This is a genomic window from Aurantimicrobium sp., assembly GCF_036667855.1.
Classification (GTDB): domain Bacteria; phylum Actinomycetota; class Actinomycetes; order Actinomycetales; family Microbacteriaceae; genus Aurantimicrobium.
Window position 1 is genome coordinate 1 of record NZ_JAVWTF010000020.1, and the last position, 18,965, is coordinate 18,965.

The 18,965-nt window shown below is 54.1% G+C and carries 14 protein-coding genes and 3 tRNA genes; 10 read left to right on the forward strand and 7 right to left on the reverse strand.

The window, feature by feature from the left end; genetic code table 11:
* Positions 1 to 116: 116 nt before the first annotated feature.
* Together acnA and dxs are read left to right on the forward strand one after the other, a co-directional pair.
* Complete coding sequence (acnA, locus tag RR877_RS05650; protein ID WP_280800426.1) at positions 117 to 2,816, forward strand: aconitate hydratase AcnA; 2,700 nt, start codon at positions 117 to 119, stop codon at positions 2,814 to 2,816.
* Between the two features lie 49 nt (positions 2,817 to 2,865).
* Positions 2,866 to 4,806 (forward strand): 1-deoxy-D-xylulose-5-phosphate synthase, encoded by a 1,941-nt coding sequence (gene dxs / locus RR877_RS05655; protein WP_332618691.1) that lies wholly within the window; start codon positions 2,866 to 2,868, stop codon positions 4,804 to 4,806.
* Positions 4,807 to 4,808: 2 nt separating this feature from the next.
* Here dxs and RR877_RS05660 read toward each other — a convergent pair whose 3' ends face one another.
* From RR877_RS05660 to RR877_RS05690, 7 genes are all read right to left on the reverse strand, one after another.
* On the reverse strand, positions 4,809 to 6,944 hold the full coding sequence (locus tag RR877_RS05660) for a 3-hydroxyacyl-CoA dehydrogenase NAD-binding domain-containing protein (RefSeq protein ID WP_332618690.1): 2,136 nt from the start codon (positions 6,942 to 6,944) through the stop codon (positions 4,809 to 4,811).
* Positions 6,944 to 8,140: a thiolase family protein gene (locus tag RR877_RS05665; RefSeq protein WP_332550401.1), complete on the reverse strand. Its 1,197-nt coding sequence runs from the start codon at positions 8,138 to 8,140 to the stop codon at positions 6,944 to 6,946. The genes RR877_RS05660 and RR877_RS05665 overlap by 1 nt, the downstream gene beginning before the upstream one ends.
* Before the next feature lie 75 nt (positions 8,141 to 8,215).
* Positions 8,216 to 9,412: a ribonuclease D gene (locus RR877_RS05670; protein ID WP_332627792.1), complete on the reverse strand. Its 1,197-nt coding sequence runs from the start codon at positions 9,410 to 9,412 to the stop codon at positions 8,216 to 8,218.
* Positions 9,405 to 9,989 (reverse strand): DUF3000 domain-containing protein, encoded by a 585-nt coding sequence (locus RR877_RS05675; protein ID WP_110233225.1) that lies wholly within the window; start codon positions 9,987 to 9,989, stop codon positions 9,405 to 9,407. Before RR877_RS05675 ends, RR877_RS05670 begins: the two co-directional genes overlap by 8 nt.
* A gap of 23 nt (positions 9,990 to 10,012) precedes the next feature.
* The gene (locus tag RR877_RS05680; RefSeq protein ID WP_110233226.1) at positions 10,013 to 10,594 is read right to left on the reverse strand and encodes a hypothetical protein; all 582 of its coding nucleotides are present in this window, start codon (positions 10,592 to 10,594) and stop codon (positions 10,013 to 10,015) included.
* A 2-nt stretch (positions 10,595 to 10,596) separates the two neighbouring features.
* Positions 10,597 to 11,028 carry a SufE family protein gene (locus tag RR877_RS05685; protein ID WP_110233227.1) on the reverse strand — a complete coding sequence of 144 codons (432 nt, stop codon included), beginning with the start codon at positions 11,026 to 11,028 and terminating at the stop codon, positions 10,597 to 10,599.
* A gap of 72 nt (positions 11,029 to 11,100) precedes the next feature.
* The gene (locus RR877_RS05690; RefSeq protein WP_332550403.1) at positions 11,101 to 11,997 is read right to left on the reverse strand and encodes a sulfurtransferase; all 897 of its coding nucleotides are present in this window, start codon (positions 11,995 to 11,997) and stop codon (positions 11,101 to 11,103) included.
* 154 nt (positions 11,998 to 12,151) lie between these two features.
* Here RR877_RS05690 and zapE point away from each other — a divergent pair, with 154 nt between their 5' ends.
* The 8 genes from zapE to RR877_RS05730 all read left to right on the forward strand — a co-directional run bounded on the left by zapE (position 12,152) and on the right by RR877_RS05730 (position 18,960).
* Positions 12,152 to 13,171, forward strand: a complete 1,020-nt coding sequence (gene zapE / locus RR877_RS05695) for a cell division protein ZapE (RefSeq protein WP_332618688.1) — start codon at positions 12,152 to 12,154, stop codon at positions 13,169 to 13,171.
* Positions 13,172 to 13,309: 138 nt separating this feature from the next.
* On the forward strand, positions 13,310 to 14,566 hold the full coding sequence (locus RR877_RS05700; protein ID WP_280802606.1) for an ammonium transporter: 1,257 nt from the start codon (positions 13,310 to 13,312) through the stop codon (positions 14,564 to 14,566).
* Positions 14,567 to 14,700: 134 nt separating this feature from the next.
* On the forward strand, positions 14,701 to 15,948 hold the full coding sequence (amt, locus tag RR877_RS05705) for an ammonium transporter (RefSeq protein ID WP_332627793.1): 1,248 nt from the start codon (positions 14,701 to 14,703) through the stop codon (positions 15,946 to 15,948).
* A 70-nt stretch (positions 15,949 to 16,018) separates the two neighbouring features.
* Positions 16,019 to 16,090 (forward strand) — tRNA-Gly (locus RR877_RS05710).
* 53 nt (positions 16,091 to 16,143) lie between these two features.
* Positions 16,144 to 16,217 (forward strand) — tRNA-Cys (locus RR877_RS05715).
* Positions 16,218 to 16,243: 26 nt separating this feature from the next.
* Positions 16,244 to 16,315 (forward strand) — tRNA-Val (locus RR877_RS05720).
* 159 nt (positions 16,316 to 16,474) lie between these two features.
* Entirely contained in the window at positions 16,475 to 18,394 is a 1,920-nt protein-coding gene (thrS, locus tag RR877_RS05725) for a threonine--tRNA ligase (RefSeq protein ID WP_332550445.1), read from the forward strand.
* On the forward strand, positions 18,391 to 18,960 hold the full coding sequence (locus RR877_RS05730) for an HIT domain-containing protein (RefSeq protein WP_332550406.1): 570 nt from the start codon (positions 18,391 to 18,393) through the stop codon (positions 18,958 to 18,960). The genes thrS and RR877_RS05730 overlap by 4 nt, the downstream gene beginning before the upstream one ends.
* Positions 18,961 to 18,965: the final 5 nt, after the last annotated feature.

Here is an 18,965-nt window from a genome sequence, read left to right on the forward strand (position 1 = left end):
AAACCTCGAATTCGCAGAAATAACTGTCAAAAAGTAGGACTAAGATATATCTTGATATCAAGAGACTTTTAGACTCTTGATGCGCACCATAATTTTTGACCTGCGTAGTACGCCCAATGGAGGAGCAGCACGTGTCGGCAGTAAACAGCTTTGGAGCTAAGAGCACCCTTGAGGTATCTGGAAAGTCATACGAGATTTTCCGCCTCGACTCGGTTCAGGGACACGACAAGTTGCCCTACAGCCTCAAGGTTCTCCTCGAGAACCTTCTGCGCACCGAAGATGGCGCTAACGTCACCGCTGAGCAGATTAAGGCACTCGGAAGCTGGGTTCCCTCAGCTGAGCCCGACACTGAAATCCAGTTCACCCCTGCTCGCGTCATCATGCAGGACTTCACTGGCGTTCCCTGTGTTGTTGACCTTGCAACCATGCGTGAAGCAGTGACCGAACTTGGCGGCGACCCCACCAAGATCAACCCACTCGCCCCTGCAGAGTTGGTTATTGACCACTCCGTTATTGCTGACCTCTACGGTTCAGCAGATGCTCTCGAGCAGAACGTTGAAATTGAATACGAGCGCAACGGTGAGCGCTACCAGTTCCTCCGCTGGGGCCAGACCGCATTCGACGACTTCAAGGTTGTTCCTCCAGGAACCGGTATCGTCCACCAGGTCAACATTGAATACTTGGCACGTGTCACCATGGCTCGCGAAGTTGCTGGCGTGCTCCAGGCATACCCTGACACCTGCGTGGGTACCGACTCTCACACCACCATGGTCAACGGTCTGGGTGTACTCGGCTGGGGTGTTGGTGGCATTGAAGCCGAAGCTGCAATGCTCGGTCAGCCCGTCTCCATGCTCATTCCTAAGGTTGTCGGCTTCAAGCTTTCTGGCTCGATCCCAACCGGTGTAACCGCAACTGACGTTGTTCTCACCATTACTCAGATGCTGCGTAAGCAGGGAGTTGTGGGCAAGTTCGTCGAGTTCTACGGCCCTGGTGTTTCCTCTGTTCCACTGGCAAACCGCGCCACCATCGGAAACATGAGCCCCGAGTTCGGTTCAACCGCAGCAATGTTCCCTGTTGACGATGTCACCCTGGACTACCTGCGTCTCACCGGTCGTTCCGAAGAGCAGGTCGCCCTCGTTGAGGCATACTCCAAGGCTCAGGGCCTCTGGTTTGACCCCAGCAACGAGCCCAACTTCTCTGAGTACATGGAGCTCGACCTCTCGACTGTTGTCCCCTCGATCTCTGGCCCTAAGCGTCCCCAGGACCGCATTGAGCTCTCCAAGGCTCAAAGCCAGTTCGCAGAGGACGTCAAGAACTACTCCCACGGTGACTCTGTCAAGGTCAGTGTCGATGGGGGAGAAGAGTTCGAGCTGAAGAATGGTGCCGTCACCATTGCAGCTATCACTTCCTGCACCAACACCTCCAACCCTTCCGTCATGCTTGCTGCTGGTCTTCTTGCACGTAACGCAGTGAAAAAGGGCCTCAAGACCAAGCCTTGGGTCAAGACCACCTTGTCTCCCGGATCCAAGGTCGTCACCGATTACTACGAAAAGGCAGGGGTTACTCCTTACCTTGACGAGCTCGGTTTCTACCCAGTTGGTTACGGCTGCATGACCTGCATCGGTAACTCTGGTCCTCTCAAGGATGAAATCTCTGCGGCAATCAACCACAACGACCTCGCTGTGACTGCTGTTCTTTCGGGTAACCGTAACTTCGAGGGCCGAATTAGCCCCGACGTTAAGATGAACTACCTGGCAAGCCCTCCTCTGGTTATTGCTTATGCACTTGCTGGATCAATGGACTTTGACTTCGAAAAGGACGCTCTCGGAACTGGTTCCGACGGCAACCCTGTCTACCTCAAGGACATCTGGCCTGAGACCTCTGAAGTTGAGAAGGTTATTGGCGAGTCCATCGACACCGCCATGTTTGACCACGAATACTCCTCTGTATTCAACGGTGATGAGCGCTGGCGTAACCTGCCTACCCCAACCGGTGCAACCTTCGAGTGGGATGCCAAGTCAACCTACGTTCGTAAGCCCCCATACTTCGAAGGTATGAAGAAGGAAACCACTCCTGTCACCGACATTTCTGGTGCTCGCGTTCTCGCGACACTGGGTGACTCGGTTACTACCGACCACATTTCTCCTGCTGGAAACATTAAGGCGGGCACCCCTGCGGCTGTCTACCTGGACCAGCACGGAGTGGCACGTGCCGACTACAACTCCTACGGATCTCGTCGTGGTAACCACGAAGTGATGATTCGCGGAACCTTCGCGAACATCCGTCTGAAGAACCAGCTCCTTGATGGCGTTGAGGGTGGTTACACTCGCGACTTCACTCAGGCAGATGGACCTCAGTCCTTCATCTATGACGCCAGCGCCAACTACCAGGCGGCCGGAACTCCTCTGGTCATCTTTGGTGGCAAGGAATACGGTTCGGGTTCATCCCGTGACTGGGCAGCTAAGGGAACCGCACTGCTGGGTGTGAAGGCCGTTATTACCGAGAGCTTTGAGCGTATTCACCGCTCTAACCTCATCGGTATGGGTGTTCTTCCTCTCCAGTTCCCTGCAGGTCAGAGCTGGGAGTCCCTGGGTCTTGATGGCACCGAGATCGTCTCGATCGCTGGTGTTGAAGAACTCAACAAGGGAGTCACTCCTAAGACTGTTCGTGTGACTGCAGCTCCTTCTGAGAACTCACCTGCTGGAAAGCAGACCATTGAGTTCGACGCAGTAGTGCGCATCGACACCCCTGGTGAAGCTGACTACTACCGCAATGGCGGAATCCTCCAGTACGTGCTGCGTTCGCTCGTCGCTTAGTCGACGAATTCACAGCACAAACTGGTTCGTTTCCTCATAGACTCGAGCCATGGCAATTCTTGAGACTGTTCACGGTCCACGCGACCTCGACAAGCTCACCAACGACCAACTGATTGAGCTCTCCGGAGAAATCCGTGAGTTCTTGGTGCGCGAGGTAGCCCGCTCAGGCGGGCACCTCGGCCCCAACCTTGGTGTGGTCGAGATGACGATTGCTATTCACCGGGTGTTTGACTCACCCTCAGACTCCATCGTCTTTGACACCGGCCACCAGTCCTACGTGCACAAGCTCCTGACCGGTCGTCAAGACTTTTCCAAGTTGCGCGAAAAGGGTGGCATCGCCGGCTACCCGCAGCGCTCAGAATCTGTTCACGACATCGTGGAAAGTTCGCACGCTTCGAGTTCGTTGTCCTGGGCTGATGGAATTTCTCGCGCCTATTCCATGTCAGGTCAATCAGACCGCCATGTTGTTGCCGTTGTGGGTGATGGTGCACTTACGGGCGGCATGACCTGGGAGGCGCTGAATAACATCAGCCACGACAACTCCCGCAACCTCATCATCATTGTCAACGACAATGGCCGCAGTTATGCCCCCACTATCGGTGGCATGGCCAGGTTCTTGGACAGCGTTCGTACGCGCAAGGGCTACCGCAACCTTCACTTCAGCAGCAGTCGCCTCTTTGCCAAGATGGGCCCCTATGCACGTGCGTTCTATCGCGGTGTTCGTGGCGGTGTTCACGGCTTCTTGAGTCGCTTCACCAACAACCAAGATCTCTATGCCAACCTCGACATCAAATACTTAGGCCCCGTTAACGGTCACGATGTCAAAGCCATGGAAGCTGTTCTGCGTCAGGCAAAGAGCTATGGCGCCCCCGTCATTGTTCACGCCATTACCGAAAAGGGTAAGGGCTACGAACCTGCTCGCCGTGACCTAGATGACCAATTCCACGCCGTGGGCAAGATTGACCCTGCAACCGGTAAAGCCCTGAGCAGTTCCTCAGCTGTGGGGTGGACGGATGTTTTTGGTGACGAGCTCGTTGCCCAGGCAGAGCACAACGACAAGATTGTGGCCATCACGGCAGCAATGTTGCGACCTACCGGTCTTCACAAAATGCTTGAGCGATACCCGGAACGCATCATCGATGTGGGTATTGCAGAACAGCACGCCGTTACCTCAGCTGCTGGTCTTGCTTTTGGTGGCATGCACCCGGTCGTTGCTATCTATGCGACGTTTATGAATCGTGCTTTTGACCAAGTTTTGATGGATGTTGCCCTTCACAAGGCCGGCGTCACCTTTGTTCTAGACCGTTCTGGTGTCACTGGCCCTGATGGCCCTAGCCACCACGGTGTGTGGGATTTGGCTATCCTCCAGGTCGTGCCACACATTCGCTTGGCAGCTCCCCGCGACGCTACGCGCCTGCGTGAGGAGCTGGCAGAAGCATTGGCAGTAGATGATGCTCCAACGGTTATTCGTTTCCCCAGAGGCTCTGTGGGGGCTGATATCGAAGCAGTGCGTCGATGTGACGACGGAGTAGATGTTCTCCTTGAAGCAGCCCACAAGGATGTGCTCATTGTTGCCATTGGCGCCTTTGCCACCCTTGGCCTTGAAGTTGCTACACGTCTTGCTCAGCAGGGAATTGGCGCCACTGTGGTTGACCCTCGATGGGTCGTCCCTGTTCCCACCAGCATCATTGACATGGCTCGAGACCACCGTTTGGTCATCACGCTCGAAGACGGTGTTCGTGTCGGTGGTATTGGCACACGCATCCGTCAGGACCTCCGCAGTGCCGGGGTCGACACTGCCGTTGATGAATTAGGTCTACCCGACGAATTCCTCGATCACGGAACCCGTGAAGAAATCCTCGCTGAGGCAGGATTGACTGCACAAGACATCGCACGCGATGTCGTTGCACAGGTTCTTGGAAGCAAGATTCCTGTGGCTAGGCCACTGCCAGAAGAGTCACAGGTGAGTGACTCACTGCGCGCCGAATAGTTTTACTTCGTCGTTCCCGCAATGGGTGGGTTGTGGAACGTGCCACCAAAGACGCGTTGGCTTGCGCCAATGCGGTCGAGGAATGGCGTTGCTCCACCCATCTGGAATGGCCAGCCAGCGCCCATAATCATGCACAGATCAATGTCCTGGGCGGCACTGACAACCTTTTCATCCAGCATGCGGTGAATCTCATCTGCCAGACCATCTTCAATGCGCAGACGAATCTGATCCGCAGTCATGGGACTCGTGCCACCCTTCACGATTGCTTCAGCTCCACGGTCATAACCGGTGATTTTGCCCGTGCGGCCTCGAACAATGATGGAACCATGTTCTGCCAGCTTGTGGAGGTTGTCGCTGCGGAAGAAGCGATCAGGGAAGGCTGCATGGTGCGTATCAAGAACGTGCGCACCGACCTTGAGACCAACCAGGTCAAGTAGTTCAAACGGCGCCATCGGCATACCGAAGGAAGCAACTGACTCATCAACGGTCTTGAACGATGTTCCCGTGTCAACAGCATGCATCGCTTCTCCGAGCAAGCGAGCGAGGAGGCGGTTGACGACGAATCCGGGGGAGTCCGTCGTGATCACTGCTGTCTTGCCCAGTTTCTTGGCTATGTCCATTGCTGTTGCCAGTGCAACCTCGTTGGTGTGAGGAGCATTCACCACTTCAACCAGTGGCATTACTGCCACAGGATTGAAGAAGTGGAAACCGACCAAACGCTCGGGGTGCTTGAGCTTGGCGCCAATCTCATTGACGGACAGGCTTGAGGTGTTGGTGGCCAGAATTGCGTCTTCTGAAATGAACTGTTCAATGTTGGCAAAAACATCTTGCTTGACGCTGAGTTCTTCAAAGACTGCTTCGATAACCCAGTCAGCATCGGAGAAGGCAGCAGGGTTGGTCGTTCCGCTCACCAATGCCTGGAGGCGCTGGTTTTCATCAGAGGAGATGCGACCCTTGTCATGCATCGCTTGAATTTCAGCATGGATGTAGGCCAAAGCCTCGTCTAATCTGTCCTGATTGATGTCGGTAAGAACCACAGGCACTTTGAGCTTGCGCACAAAAAGAAGCGCAAACTGCCTCGCCATGAGGCCAGCACCGATAACGCCGACTTTGCCCACGGGGCGAGCAAGCTTGGGATCTGGTGCACCGGCTGGCTTCTTTGCTCTCTTTTGAACCAGATCAAACGCATACATCGATGCTTGGAACTGGTCACCCACAATCAGTGATGCAATTGCTTCGTCTTCTCGGGCGAAAGCAGCTTCTTTATCTACCTTGCGAGCTTGTTCGAGTAATTCGAGGGCAACGTATGGGGACTTGGCGACAGTTCCGAGCTTGTCTTCCACACTCTTCTTGGCAATGTTCACAGCCAAGTTCCACTTGGCGAGGCGTTCGACCTTGCCTGGTTGGTTAGGGCGATGAGGCTGGTGTCCGTTGAGTACAGAATCAGCCCACAGGATGGATTCTTCGAGGAATCGGGCTGAACCGAACATGGCATCAGCGATGCCGAGCTCGAAAGCAGCTGAGGCGTTGAGCATGCGGTTGTTCTTGAGGGGGTTCTCAATAACAACCTTGAGGGCATTCTCAATGCTGATCAGGTTGGGGAGAAGGTAAGCGCCGCCCCAGCCAGGAATGAGGCCTAAGAACACCTCGGGAAGAGCAATCGCACTGACATTCGCATCAACAGTGCGGTAATCAGCGTTGAGGGCAACTTCTAGGCCACCACCTAAGGCCAAACCATTGATAAACACAAATGAGGGAACTCCGAGTTGTCCGAGGCGTCCCAAGGCACGGTGGCCAAGCTGAGCAAGCTTGACCGCCATAGCCTTGCTGGGTACTTCACCAACACGGCTGAGGTCTGCACCTGCAGCAAGGATGAATTCTTTTCCGGTAACAGCAACACCGTGGATTTCTCCCTGTGCGGCACGATCGCTGAGTGCAACAAGTGTTTTGTCGAGCTCGAGAAGCCCCTGAGGCCCCAAGGTGTTTGGACGCTTGTAGTCGAGTCCGTTATCCAAGGTGACCAAAGCCAAGACCTTGCCACTGGGCAGCGGAATGTCTCGAACAAAGCTGTGCGTGACGACTTCTTCCTCGCTGAGAGCTAGGAGGTCTGTGAAATCAATGGCGTCGTAATTAGTCATTACTTAGCTCCCTTGTAGTGAGGGTTTTCCCAAATGACGGTGCCACCTTGACCCAAACCGATACACATCGTGGTCATGCCGTAGCGAACCTCAGGGTGTCGTTCGAACTGGTGTGCCAGTTGAATCATGAGTCGAACACCACTGCTGGCGAGAGGGTGGCCCAGGGCAATAGCGCCACCGTACTCGTTTACACGGGGATCATCATCGGCAATGCCGAAGTAATCCAGGAATGCGAGAACTTGCACCGCGAACGCTTCGTTCACTTCAAAGAGTCCAATGTCCTTGATGTCGAGCCCTGCTTTGCGCAGTGCCTTCTCAGTAGCAGGAACGGGGCCAATTCCCATGACCTCTGGTTCAACACCAGCAAAGGCGAAGGAAACCATGGTCATTTTGACGCCGAGGCCAAATTGTTCAGCTGCTTCCTCGCTGGCAAGCATGCAGATAGTGGCGCCATCGTTCAGGCCACTGGCATTACCCGCTGTGACACGACCGTGTGGACGGAATGGTGTCTTGAGGGAAGCAAGGCCTTCCATCGTGGTTTCTGGACGAGGAGCTTCGTCTACTGTCGCGAGAGTCCAACCTTCGGCCGTTTTGGCAGAAACAGGAATGAGATCGGGCTGGATATATCCGGCTTCGTATGCTGCAGCAACCTTCTGCTGTGAGCGCAGTGCATAGGCATCTGCACGTTCTTTAGTCAGGTGAGGGAAACGGTCATGCAGTCGCTCGGCCGTGGCACCCATATTGAGGGCATCCGCGCTGACTAGCTTCTCTGCGAGGAATCGTGGGTTGGGGTCAGCGTTGAAGCCCATAGGGTGACGACCCATGTGTTCAACACCACCGGCAAGAACAATGTTGTAGGAGCCCATCGCAATACCACCAGCAGTGGTGGTGACCGCGGTCATTGCGCCAGCACACATGCGGTCAATAGCGAAACCGGGAACGTGGCGGGGGAGACCAGCCAAGATTCCCGCCGTGCGACCTAATGTCAGACCCTGGTCGCCCTGTTGAGTAGTGGCCGCGATGGCAACATCGTCGATCTCTTCAACGGGAACAGCAGGATTGCGCTCGAGAAGGCCCATCATTGCCTTCACGATGAGGTCATCGGCACGTGTCTGCCAGAACATCCCCTTCTCACCGGCACGGCCAAAGGGTGTTCTCACACCATCGACAAATACAACACGATTTCCCGCTGTCATGATTTCCTCTCGAAGCGTCGTTGCTATCTTGATGCTAGTTCGTGGGATTCAGCTGTGAAAGACGGCTGATGTTCTCTACGAAACCTCTGCAGGTTCTTCGGGAACTTTTTGGTCTGCTTCGACAAAAGCATTCGAAATGAGTGCACACGTCTCCGTTATTTGCCACACACGTGCACCATGCTTTTTCAGTGCTGCAGTGATGCTCACCACGGTGATGGGGCTGGGCGGGGCCCAAGCAAGTTCTCGAAGAATGCTGGGAGTGAGTAAGTTCTCAACTGGCATAGAAAGTTCTTCTGCGCGTCCTGTGAGAGCTTCTCGAGCAGTTTGAAGACGTTCGAGTGCCTCTGGCTTGCGATCAACCCATGCACGAGGCGGTGGCAGAGTGTCACTGGGCACTCGCATAACGGGAAGGGAGTCATCTTTCAGGCCGGTAAGGACCGCCTCCCACCAGGTGTCGAGAAGGCTCTTACTTGCCCGACCATTAAATTCTTTAAGTCCAATGAGTTCTGATTTGTTCGTCAGAGTCGATCGACTGGCCGCAACAATGGCGCTGTCGGGTATGAGTCGACCTGGTGAAACATCACGTCGCTGAGCTACCTCATCCCGGGCGTTCCAGAGTGCACGTGCGACGGCGAGCTGCCTAGGAGTGCGCAGTGTGTGAAGTCCTGAGATTCGGCGCCAGGGTTCTGCGCTCACAATCTTCTCAGGCTTATCGAGGGTTGCTTGAAATTCTTCCTGCGCCCAGGAAAGTTTGTTGGATTCGATAAGAAGCTTTTCAATCTCGTCTCGAACATCAACGAGGAGCTCAACATCAAGAGCTGCATATTTCAGCCACGGCTCTGGAAGCGGACGAGTAGACCAGTCTGCTGCACTGTGTTCTTTAGCTAAATGAATCCCTAGCAGTGACTCAACTACAGGACCCAGTCCTACGCGCTCCATGCCCAGCAGTCGGGCTGAAAGTTCCGTATCGAAGATCCGTGCAGGGGTGATGCCCACTTCGCGCAAGCAAGCTAGGTCTTGGCTAGCGGCGTGGAGAACCCATTCTTCATCAGCGTTCTGGAGAAACAACTGCGACATGTCCCCAATAGCAGGGGGATCAAAGAGGAAAGTTCCTGCTTCGCGGCGGTGAACTTGAATCAGATAGGCGCGTTGAGAGTAGGTAAATCCTGAAGCGCGCTCAGCATCAATGGCCAGCGGGCCCGTTCCTGATGCAATTACTTCACACGCTTCGAGAAATTCTGCAGCGTTATCAATGACGCGAACGCTAACCACGCTCCCTGCGGCGGGCTGTCAGGCTTACAGCATCTGCAGTGGGAGGAAGTCCAGCAAGCATGCACAGGAGCTCGCCCCACGCTTCTGCTTGCTCACCCATCTGTGGAGATGCAGGTGACCAGGATGCGCGAAGTTCTATTTGTGCACCTTCGCCAGCATCGGCGAGCTCACCAAAGCCGGTGGAAAGGATACGAGTAGCTGTACCCGAAGCGTTGAAATAGTCCGCTTCTCGAATTGTTAACGCATCAGTGAGCCACGACCACGCCACGTTGGCAAGGAAAGGATCTAGTCCAATTTCGGCCTCCAGGGGTGCCTGAGCAAAAGCAACCACGCGGAAAGGTCCACCCCACGACTCTGGCTCAGCAGGGTCATAGAGAAGGATGAATCGACCTGTGCCGTGCTGAGATTCGTGCTCGTGTTCAGCGATGAGGACGTCTGCTGCTAAGGCGTAGCTATAGGGGGCAACGCCTGAGGGAGAGTCAATTTGACGAACGGTGAGTTCTTCGCGGAAGGCAACAGAACTGATGCTTTCAACAGCAAGTTTGAATGCCTCAGGCAGGTTCTCGGTGACGCTCACATCTTGACCCTAAAGTCGCGGCATTACTGGTGCTCTACGGCTCGCCGCCAATATTGGAAAGTCATGCTGTGAGAGGCGTCGCTCAGTGTTGAAACAAGCGCTAAGTCAGAACTTTCACCGAGGAAATCTGGGAGGGGTGCATTCTCAACAGTGCCAATACGTGTGAGTGCAAAATCATCGAATCCGATGGTTTCACTCAGCAATTGGGCAGTTGCCTTGCCGCCTTCACACAAGATGTTTATGTCGGAATCTCGAAGAGAGTGCAAGAGTGCTGAAACGCTGGGGTAACTCGAGACTCGGGATGAATCTGGACACGAATCCCAGGGAATGTTTCCTGATTGGGAGAGAACTGCCATACGCCCCTGAGGCGGCAGGAACCAACCCTCTGCTCGAATAGACGCAGCACCCACGATGAGAACATCTGTTGCATTTCGAATGATTCTGAGAAGACGGCGGTCTTCGCCGGAGGTGAGTGAATTCGATGTGCCGTCGTCTCCCGTGCTGGAGTCATCAGAATCCAGAAGCATATTGAGGCGGAAGCTGCGCTCCTGTGGCCAGCTATAGAGATCACTGAGTTGTTCATCACTCAGAAGTGAAATCTCCATGATTAGCCCTGTGTTTTCTCGCGGATCTGACGCTTCATGCGCCAGAGCATTCCTGTCATTCCTCGCACACGCAGAGGAGAGATAAGGGTATTCAGGCCGAGCGTGCTGGGGAAGTCATCAGGAACACCCAGTGCTTCCTCGACAGAGAGTCCGGTCAGGCCCTGAGCGAGAATGCTTGCGAAGCCGCGAGTAGTGGGTGCTTGTTCCGGAGCGGTGGCAAAGACAGAAACTGTGTTGTTCTCTACCTCAACGAAGATGTAGACCGGCGACTGGCACTCTTCAACCTTTTCGAGCAGTTCAGGATGGTCTGCATATCTCGTAGGAAGTTCAGGGAGTTCTTCAGCAAATTCGATGAGGAGCTGAATCTTGTCTTTATCGCCCAGGTCAAGAAAATCGTCGCGGGTTTCAGCGAGTGCAGCAGGAAGCTCAGTCATGATGACTCCATCTTCTCAGGTATTCGCTAGGCAAAAAGAATGGGAGCCAACCGAAGTTGACTCCCATCTCCACTAATCGACCAGTGCGCCTGGTTCGGTGCCCTTGACAATCGGCACACGAACGGCAGATCCCCATTCGGTCCAGGAGCCGTCGTAGTTGCGAACTCCGGTGAATCCGAGGAGGTAGTTCAGGACAAACCAGGTGTGGCTTGAACGCTCACCAATGCGGCAGTAGGCAATGATGTCATCGCCAGGCTTGAGACCAGCGCCATCGAGATATAGGGCTTCTAGATCAGCACGGTTCTTGAAGGTGCTGTCTTCGTTAGCGGCACGAGCCCAGGGAACGCTTGCCGCGCCGGGGATGTGACCACCGCGCAAGGCGCCCTCTTCAGGATAAGCAGGCATGTGAGTGCGCTCACCTGAATATTCTTCAGGGCTGCGCACATCAATCATGGGCTTACCAATGTGGGCAAGAGTGTCGCTGAGGTATGCACGGATTGGAGCGTCGTTGCGCTCCACAACGGGGTAGCTGGAGCGAACAATCTCAGGTTGGTCCTTGGTGAGTTCGCGGCCTTCTGCGATCCACTTGTCGCGGCCACCATCAAGCAGGCGGACATCTTCGTGGCCAAAGAGTTTGAAAACCCAGAGAGCATATGCAGCCCACCAGTTGCTCTTGTCGCCATAGATCACCACGGTGGTGTCGCGGGAGATTCCCTTTGAACTCAGGAGCTCTGCAAATGCCTCACCCTGAACATAGTCACGAAGGACGGGGTCGTTGAGGTCGGTGTGCCAGTCGATTTTGACGGCGCCAGGGATGTGACCAATTTCATAGAGAAGAACATCTTCATCTGATTCCACAACAACAAGGTTGGGGGTGTTGAGGTTCGCAACGAGCCATTCAGTGCTCACAATCGCTTCTGGGTGTGCGTATTCGGCAAACTTCGGGCTGGTATCGATAGGTACGCTCATAACTCCATTTTTCTTATCTCACGATGCACGGTTCAAGCCCGGCAGGAATAAATGCCAATAGGCTTGTGGTGCACCTTCGAGACTACGTACAGATTCTGTAAGTGCCAACCCCACAGCCACGATTCACACCTTATGTTGAGGAATATTTCACGCGATGACTTCCACCATTTCCCTGGTCGAACGCCATCCGACCCTTGATGCAGGGTCAATTGTCAGCAGCCTGGTTCCACCGCCACAGTTCGTAGAAGCGCGATTCGACAACTACATTCCAAACCCTGATTTCCCTTCACAAGAAGAGGCTCGTCACATCTTGGAAGAGTTTGCGTCGAAAAACACCTCCGTCATCAAGCAAGGCAAACTTTTTGGTCGCACCAAGAAAGTCGAAGAGTTTCCTCCGGGGGTCTACCTCGATGGTGGTTTCGGCGTTGGTAAAACTCACCTTCTGGCTGCCTCCTGGAATATTGCCTCGGGCAAGAAGTATTTCGGCACCTTCTTGCAGTACACCTCGCTTGTGGGTGCACTGGGTTACGTCAAAGCAGTTGAAGCACTCAAGGGTGCAAGCCTGATCTGTATCGATGAGTTTGAACTCGATGATCCAGGCGACACCATGATGATGACTCGCATGCTGGGGGAGCTGGTTGCCGGCGGTACCCGAATTGCGGCCACAAGCAACACGCCCCCTGCCGCATTGGGCGAAGGACGTTTTGCTGCTGCTGACTTCTTGCGCGAAATTCAGGCTCTTGCCTCCAACTTCCGCACTCTCCGTATTGACGGAACCGACTACCGTCAGCGCACTGCTGAAGGGATTTCCCGCGTATTGAGTTCTTCCGAACTTGCTTCTGCTGTTGAAAAGAAGAGCGCAGAGGGTCTCACCGTTTCTTTCGACTCGTTCGACTCACTTCTGGCACATCTAGCAACGGTTCACCCCTCTGTATACGTCCGCCTGCTCGAGGGGCTTGATGTGATTGCGCTCTCTGATGTCCACGTGATTGTGAATCAGACTGATGCACTTCGTCTCGTTGCATTCATTGACCGTGTCTATGACGCACAAATACCCATCATCGCCAGTGGAAGTCCACTCTCTGAGGTCTTTGGTGGAGACATGATTCACGGTGGATACCGCAAGAAGTATTTACGTTGTGTATCTCGTCTGATTGCTCTGACCAATTCCTAAGCAGAAATACGCCGGAAACAAAACCGGATAATTTGTAACCTCAGCGTCACGCAGGCGAACTCATGCGGAAACGCTGACCCCTCACACTCATGAATAGAGACGGTGCAACATCCGTCACCATTCGTGAAAGAGGTTGAAATGGATCAAGGCAACACCGCCTTTGTACTCATCAGCGCAGCTCTCGTGCTCCTGATGACTCCCGCCCTGGCATTCTTCTATGGCGGTCTCGTCAAAGCCAAGAGCGTCGTCAGCATGATGATGCTGAGCTTTGGCTCACTTGCTCTCATTGGCGTTCTGTGGGTTATCTACGGATACGCGATTGCATTCGCCAACGAAGGTTCTCCAACTTTCTACGGCATCGACGGCATTATCGGTATCGATACTTCCTACATCGGTCTTGAAGGTCTTCTGGAAACCCCAGAGGGTGCTGCCTTCCCACCACTGGCATTCGCTGCATTCCAGGCAACCTTTGCCATCATCACCGTCGCGCTGATCAGCGGTTCGATCGCTGACCGTGCAAAGTTCGGCGCATGGTTGGTCTTCGCAGGTATCTGGGCAACCGTTGTGTACTTCCCCGTTGCATCGTGGGTCTTCAACTTCACCATCGTTGACGGCAAGATTGTTGACGGCGGATGGATTGCCTACAACCTAGGCGCCATTGACTTCGCTGGTGGTACAGCTGTTCACATCAACGCAGGTGCTGCTGCTCTTGCACTCGCACTCGTGCTCGGTAAGCGCATTGGTTTCGCTAAGGGTGTAGCAAAGCCTCACAACGTTCCATTGGTTCTGCTCGGAGCAGGTCTGCTGTGGTTCGGCTGGTTCGGCTTCAACGCAGGTTCAGAACTTGCTGCTGACGGCATTGCATCGCTGGCCTTCATCAACACCATCGCTGCTCCTGCTGCTGCGGTACTTGGATGGCTCCTGATCGAGCGCATCAAGGAAGGCAAGGCAACTTCGGTTGGCGCGGCTTCGGGTGCTGTTGCTGGTCTTGTAGCAATTACTCCCGCCTGTGCAAACCTGACTCCCATGTGGGCAATTGTTCTAGGTTTGGTAGCCGGTGCAGTCTGTGCCCTGGCTATTGAGCTCAAGTTCACCTTCGGTTTCGATGACTCTCTCGACGTAGTGGGTATCCACCTCGTTGGTGGTCTGATTGGAACTCTGTTCCTTGGATTCTTCGCAACCGATGTGGGCCTTCTCTTCTCTGGTTCGTTCGACCAGTTGGGCAAGCAGGCCATCGCAGCCTTCACCGTCCTGATCTTCTCCTTCGTTCTGAGCTACATCATCGGAACGATCATCGAGAAGACCATGGGCTTCCGTATCAAGAACGAAGATGAGCTCGCTGGCATCGACACCATCGTTCACGGCGAAGAGGGTTACGCACTCCAGGACGCATAATCCGCGTTCATAACTGAATACGCACGCGCTGGGCCCTGCAGAGAACTGCAGGGCTTAGCCGCGTTAACGTGTTCGAAACATAAATGCTTCATGAATGAAACGCGTGTAGCAAAGAATCTCTTCTGGAGGTTCTCATGGATACAGGTAATACCGCTTTTCTGATCATCTGCACGGCTCTCGTGTTGATGATGACTCCCGCCCTGGCATTCTTCTATGGTGGTCTTGTTCGTGCCAAGAGCGTGATCAGCATGATGATGCTCAGCTTTGGCTCGATGGCCATTGTTGGCGTGCTCTGGATTGTTTATGGCTACGCCATCGCGTTCCCCGCACTGGACAGCTCATCGTTTTATGGCATTCCTGGTGTCTTCGGTATTGATCTCGCTCACATTGGCCTGGAAAACCTCCTGGTTATTCCCGAGGGTGCCTCTGTTCCTCCTCTTGTTTTTGCTGCGTTCCAGGCAACCTTCGCCATCATTACCGTTGCGCTGATTTCAGGAGCCATTGCTGACCGTGCCAAGTTTGGTGCGTGGATGGTCTTTGCTGGCGTCTGGGCGACTCTGGTCTATTTCCCTGTTGCCTCGTGGATCTTCAACTTCACTGTTGTAGATGGTGAAATGACCAGTGGTGGTTGGCTCGTGTACAACGTCGGTGCCCTTGACTTTGCCGGTGGTACAGCAGTTGAAATCAACTCTGGTGCCGCAGCACTTGCTCTTGCTTTGGTCCTGGGTAAGCGCATTGGTTTCGCAAAGGGTGTTCATAAGCCCCACAATGTTCCCTTTGTTCTGCTGGGTGCTGGTTTGCTCTGGTTCGGGTGGTTTGGCTTCAACGCCGGTTCTGCTGTGGCAGTGGATGGTATTGCGGCCATTGCCCTCATCAACACCATGGCCGCTGGTGCATCCGGAATTATCGGATGGCTCATCATTGAGCGTTTCAAGGATGGCAAGGCAACCTCTGTGGGTGCTGCTTCTGGTGCTGTTGCCGGTCTGGTCGCCATTACGCCGTCCTGCGCATACTTGACACCTACCTGGGCGCTGGTACTTGGTCTTTTGACTGGAGTGTTGTGTGCGCTGGCTGTTGAGCTCAAGTTCACCTTCGGTTTTGATGACTCGCTCGACGTGGTGGGTATCCACCTTGTCGGTGGTCTGATTGGAACCTTGTTCCTCGGATTCTTCGCTACTGAAGTTGGTCTGATCTACTCCGGATCCTTTGAGCAGCTGGGCAAGCAAGCAATTGCGGCCCTCAGCGTCTTGATCTACTCGTTCGTCATGTCCTTTGCCATTGGCTGGGTCATTGATAAGACCATGGGCTTCCGTGTTCGTAACGAGGATGAACTTGCCGGTATTGACTTGGTCATGCACGGAGAAGAGAGCTACGACTACTAAACCTGCGTGTCAGGTTTTGCGTTAGAGTAAACTTCTCGATAAAGTTCCAAGGTACTCATTAGAGTGCAACGCGGATGTGGCGCAGTGGTAGCGCATAACCTTGCCAAGGTTAGGGTCGCGAGTTCGAATCTCGTCATCCGCTCGAGTGTGGTCATTCCTAAGACTTACTCATTGTTAGCGTGGGCAACCACCTACGGTGGATTGGCCGAGAGGATAGGCAGCGGCCTGCAAAGCCGTCCACACCGGTTCGAATCCGGTATCCACCTCCAAAACTAGGTTGAAAGACTTAGCTTTTGAGCGATTGGCGCAGCGGTAGCGCGCTTCCCTGACACGGAAGAGGTCGCTGGTTCGATCCCAGTATCGCTCACTGAAAACCCTCGGATTTCCGGGGGTTTTTCTTTTGGCTAGGCTGGGAGTAGAGAAAGTTCTAAGAGGAGTTCACTTCGTGTCTGATGTTTCCGGTTCACTCACCGTTCAAGCCTCCAGCGACGGCTTTGCGCTCTTCACAGACCGCAGCATCGTCGCTATGCGTGTCAACGGTGAGCTTCGTGACTTAGCTCACGTCCTCAACGCTGGTGACGTAGTTGAGCCTGTTGCGATCGATTCGGCAGATGGCTTGAATATCCTTCGCCACTCGGCCGCTCACGTACTTGCCCAGGCTGTCCAGAATGTGAATCCTGAAGCAAAGCTGGGTATTGGCCCTCCCGTCACGGACGGTTTCTATTACGACTTCGATGTTGAAGAAGCCTTCACACCAGAAGACATGAAAGCCCTCGAAAAGGCCATGTCACGCATTGTTCGCGCTGGACAGCGCTTTATGCGTCGCGTTGTCACCGAAGACGAAGCACGTGCAGAGCTTGCTGCCGAGCCATACAAACTCGAACTCATCGGCCTCAAGGGTGGAAACACCGGAGATGACAATGAGAGCGTTGAAGTCGGCGGCAATGAACTCACTATCTACGACAACGTAGATCCCGCCACGGGGGAGACCGTGTGGAAGGATTTGTGCCGCGGTCCTCACATTCCGAACACGCGCATGATTGGTGAAAGCTTCGCCCTCACTCGCCTGGCTGCTGCCTACTGGCGCGGTTCAGAAAACAACCCCCAGCTTCAGCGCATCTACGGCACCGCATGGCCTTCAAAAGCAGACCTTCGTGCCTACCAAGAACGACTCGAAGAAGCTGCCAAGCGTGACCACCGCCGTTTGGGTAGTGAGCTTGATCTGTTTAGCTTCCCTGACGAGATTGGTTCTGGTCTTCCGGTATTCCACCCCAAGGGTGGTGTGATTCGTCGCACGATGGAGGATTACTCTCGTCGTCGCCACGAAGAAGGTGGCTATGAGTTTGTCTACTCACCTCACATCACCAAGTCGAACCTTTTTGAAACCAGCGGTCACCTCGACTGGTATTCCGATGGCATGTTCCCTCCCATGAAGTTGGACGAGATTCGCAACGAGGCAGGGGATGTGACCCGACAGGGCGTCGACTACTACCTCAAGCCGATGAATTGCCCGTTCCACATTCTCATCTTCAAGTCACGCTCCAAGAGCTACCGCGAACTTCCCTTGCGTTTGTTCGAGTTTGGTTCTGTTTATCGCTATGAGAAGTCAGGTGTCGTTCACGGTCTGACTCGCGTTCGCGGTATGACTCAAGACGATGCTCACATCTTCACCACGCGCGAGAACATGAAGGAAGAACTCACCAAGGTTCTGAACTTCGTGCTGTCGCTCCTTCGTGACTACGGTCTGGATGACTTCTATCTGGAGCTCTCTACCAAGGACCCCAAGAAGTATGTCGGCGATGACGCTATCTGGGACGAAGCCACCGAGACGCTACGCCAGGTTGCAGAGGACTCTGGATTGACCCTGGTGCCAGATCCAGGTGGTGCTGCCTTCTATGGCCCCAAAATCTCCGTACAGGCACGTGACGCTATTGGTCGTACCTGGCAGATGTCGACCATTCAACTCGACTTCAACCTGCCCGAGCGTTTTGATCTCGAATACACCGGCTCGGATGGCAACCGCCACCGTCCCGTCATGATTCACCGTGCGCTCTTTGGCTCAATCGAACGCTTCTTTGGCGTCTTGACCGAACACTACGCTGGTGCATTCCCGCTCTGGTTGGCTCCAGTCCAGGCCATCGGTATTGCTGTTGCTGAAGAGTATGAAGAGTATCTCTCCGGTGTTCTTGACCAGCTCAAGGCTGAAGGACTTCGCGTTCAACTGGATGCCAGTGATGACCGCATGCAGAAGAAGATCCGTAACGCCGCAGCCCAGAAGATCCCTGTGCAAATCATTGCTGGTGAAGAAGACCGCAACAACGGTGCCGTGAGCTTCCGTTTCCGTGACGGAAGTCAGCGCAACGGTATTCCGGTCAGTGAGGCGATTGCACTTCTCGTAGGTGCTGCCAAGGATCACCGTCAAGTACTCACTGCAGACGATCTATGAACCACTACGGAGAAGATGAATTCGAGGGTGTAGATCTTCGATCTGCTTCTTCGTTCGCTGGAGTTCCTGATGAATTTCAGCGTCTGTGGACCCCGCATCGCCTTGCCTACATTGAAAATGGCCAGCAGCCACCTGAGGCGGACTGTCCTTTTTGCCTGGCACCGGAAATGTCTGATGAAGAGGGCTTAATTGTTCACCGAGGCACGCATGCCTTCGTCTTGCTGAACCTGTATCCCTACAACAGTGGACATTTACTTGTCTGCCCCTACAGACACGTTGCGATGTATGACGACGCAACTGTTGAAGAGACGGCAGAAATAGCTAGTCTTACTCAGGAAGCAATGCGAGTACTGAAGAAGGTTTCTCGCAATGATGGCTACAACATCGGCATGAATCAAGGCCGGGTTGCTGGAGCTGGAATTGCAGATCACCTTCATCAACATGTGGTGCCCAGATGGGCCACGGATTCGAATTTCTTCCCCATCATTGCCAAGAGCAAAGCAGTAACTGCTCTGCTCGGTGATGTGCGTAATGCCATTGCGCAAGCATGGCCCAAAGCAAACTAAACTTT

Coding starts and splice junctions, on each gene's coding strand:
- RR877_RS05680 (WP_110233226.1), bottom strand. CDS start 10,594: ATGGAGATTTCACTTCTGAGTGATGAACAACTCAGTGATCTCTATAGC.
- acnA (WP_280800426.1), top strand. CDS start 117: ATGGAGGAGCAGCACGTGTCGGCAGTAAACAGCTTTGGAGCTAAGAGC.
- RR877_RS05685 (WP_110233227.1), bottom strand. CDS start 11,028: ATGACTGAGCTTCCTGCTGCACTCGCTGAAACCCGCGACGATTTTCTT.
- RR877_RS05665 (WP_332550401.1), bottom strand. CDS start 8,140: ATGACAGCGGGAAATCGTGTTGTATTTGTCGATGGTGTGAGAACACCC.
- RR877_RS05660 (WP_332618690.1), bottom strand. CDS start 6,944: ATGACTAATTACGACGCCATTGATTTCACAGACCTCCTAGCTCTCAGC.
- zapE (WP_332618688.1), top strand. CDS start 12,152: ATGACTTCCACCATTTCCCTGGTCGAACGCCATCCGACCCTTGATGCA.
- RR877_RS05700 (WP_280802606.1), top strand. CDS start 13,310: ATGGATCAAGGCAACACCGCCTTTGTACTCATCAGCGCAGCTCTCGTG.
- thrS (WP_332550445.1), top strand. CDS start 16,475: ATGCGTGTCAACGGTGAGCTTCGTGACTTAGCTCACGTCCTCAACGCT.
- dxs (WP_332618691.1), top strand. CDS start 2,866: ATGGCAATTCTTGAGACTGTTCACGGTCCACGCGACCTCGACAAGCTC.
- RR877_RS05690 (WP_332550403.1), bottom strand. CDS start 11,997: ATGAGCGTACCTATCGATACCAGCCCGAAGTTTGCCGAATACGCACAC.
- RR877_RS05730 (WP_332550406.1), top strand. CDS start 18,391: ATGAACCACTACGGAGAAGATGAATTCGAGGGTGTAGATCTTCGATCT.
- amt (WP_332627793.1), top strand. CDS start 14,701: ATGGATACAGGTAATACCGCTTTTCTGATCATCTGCACGGCTCTCGTG.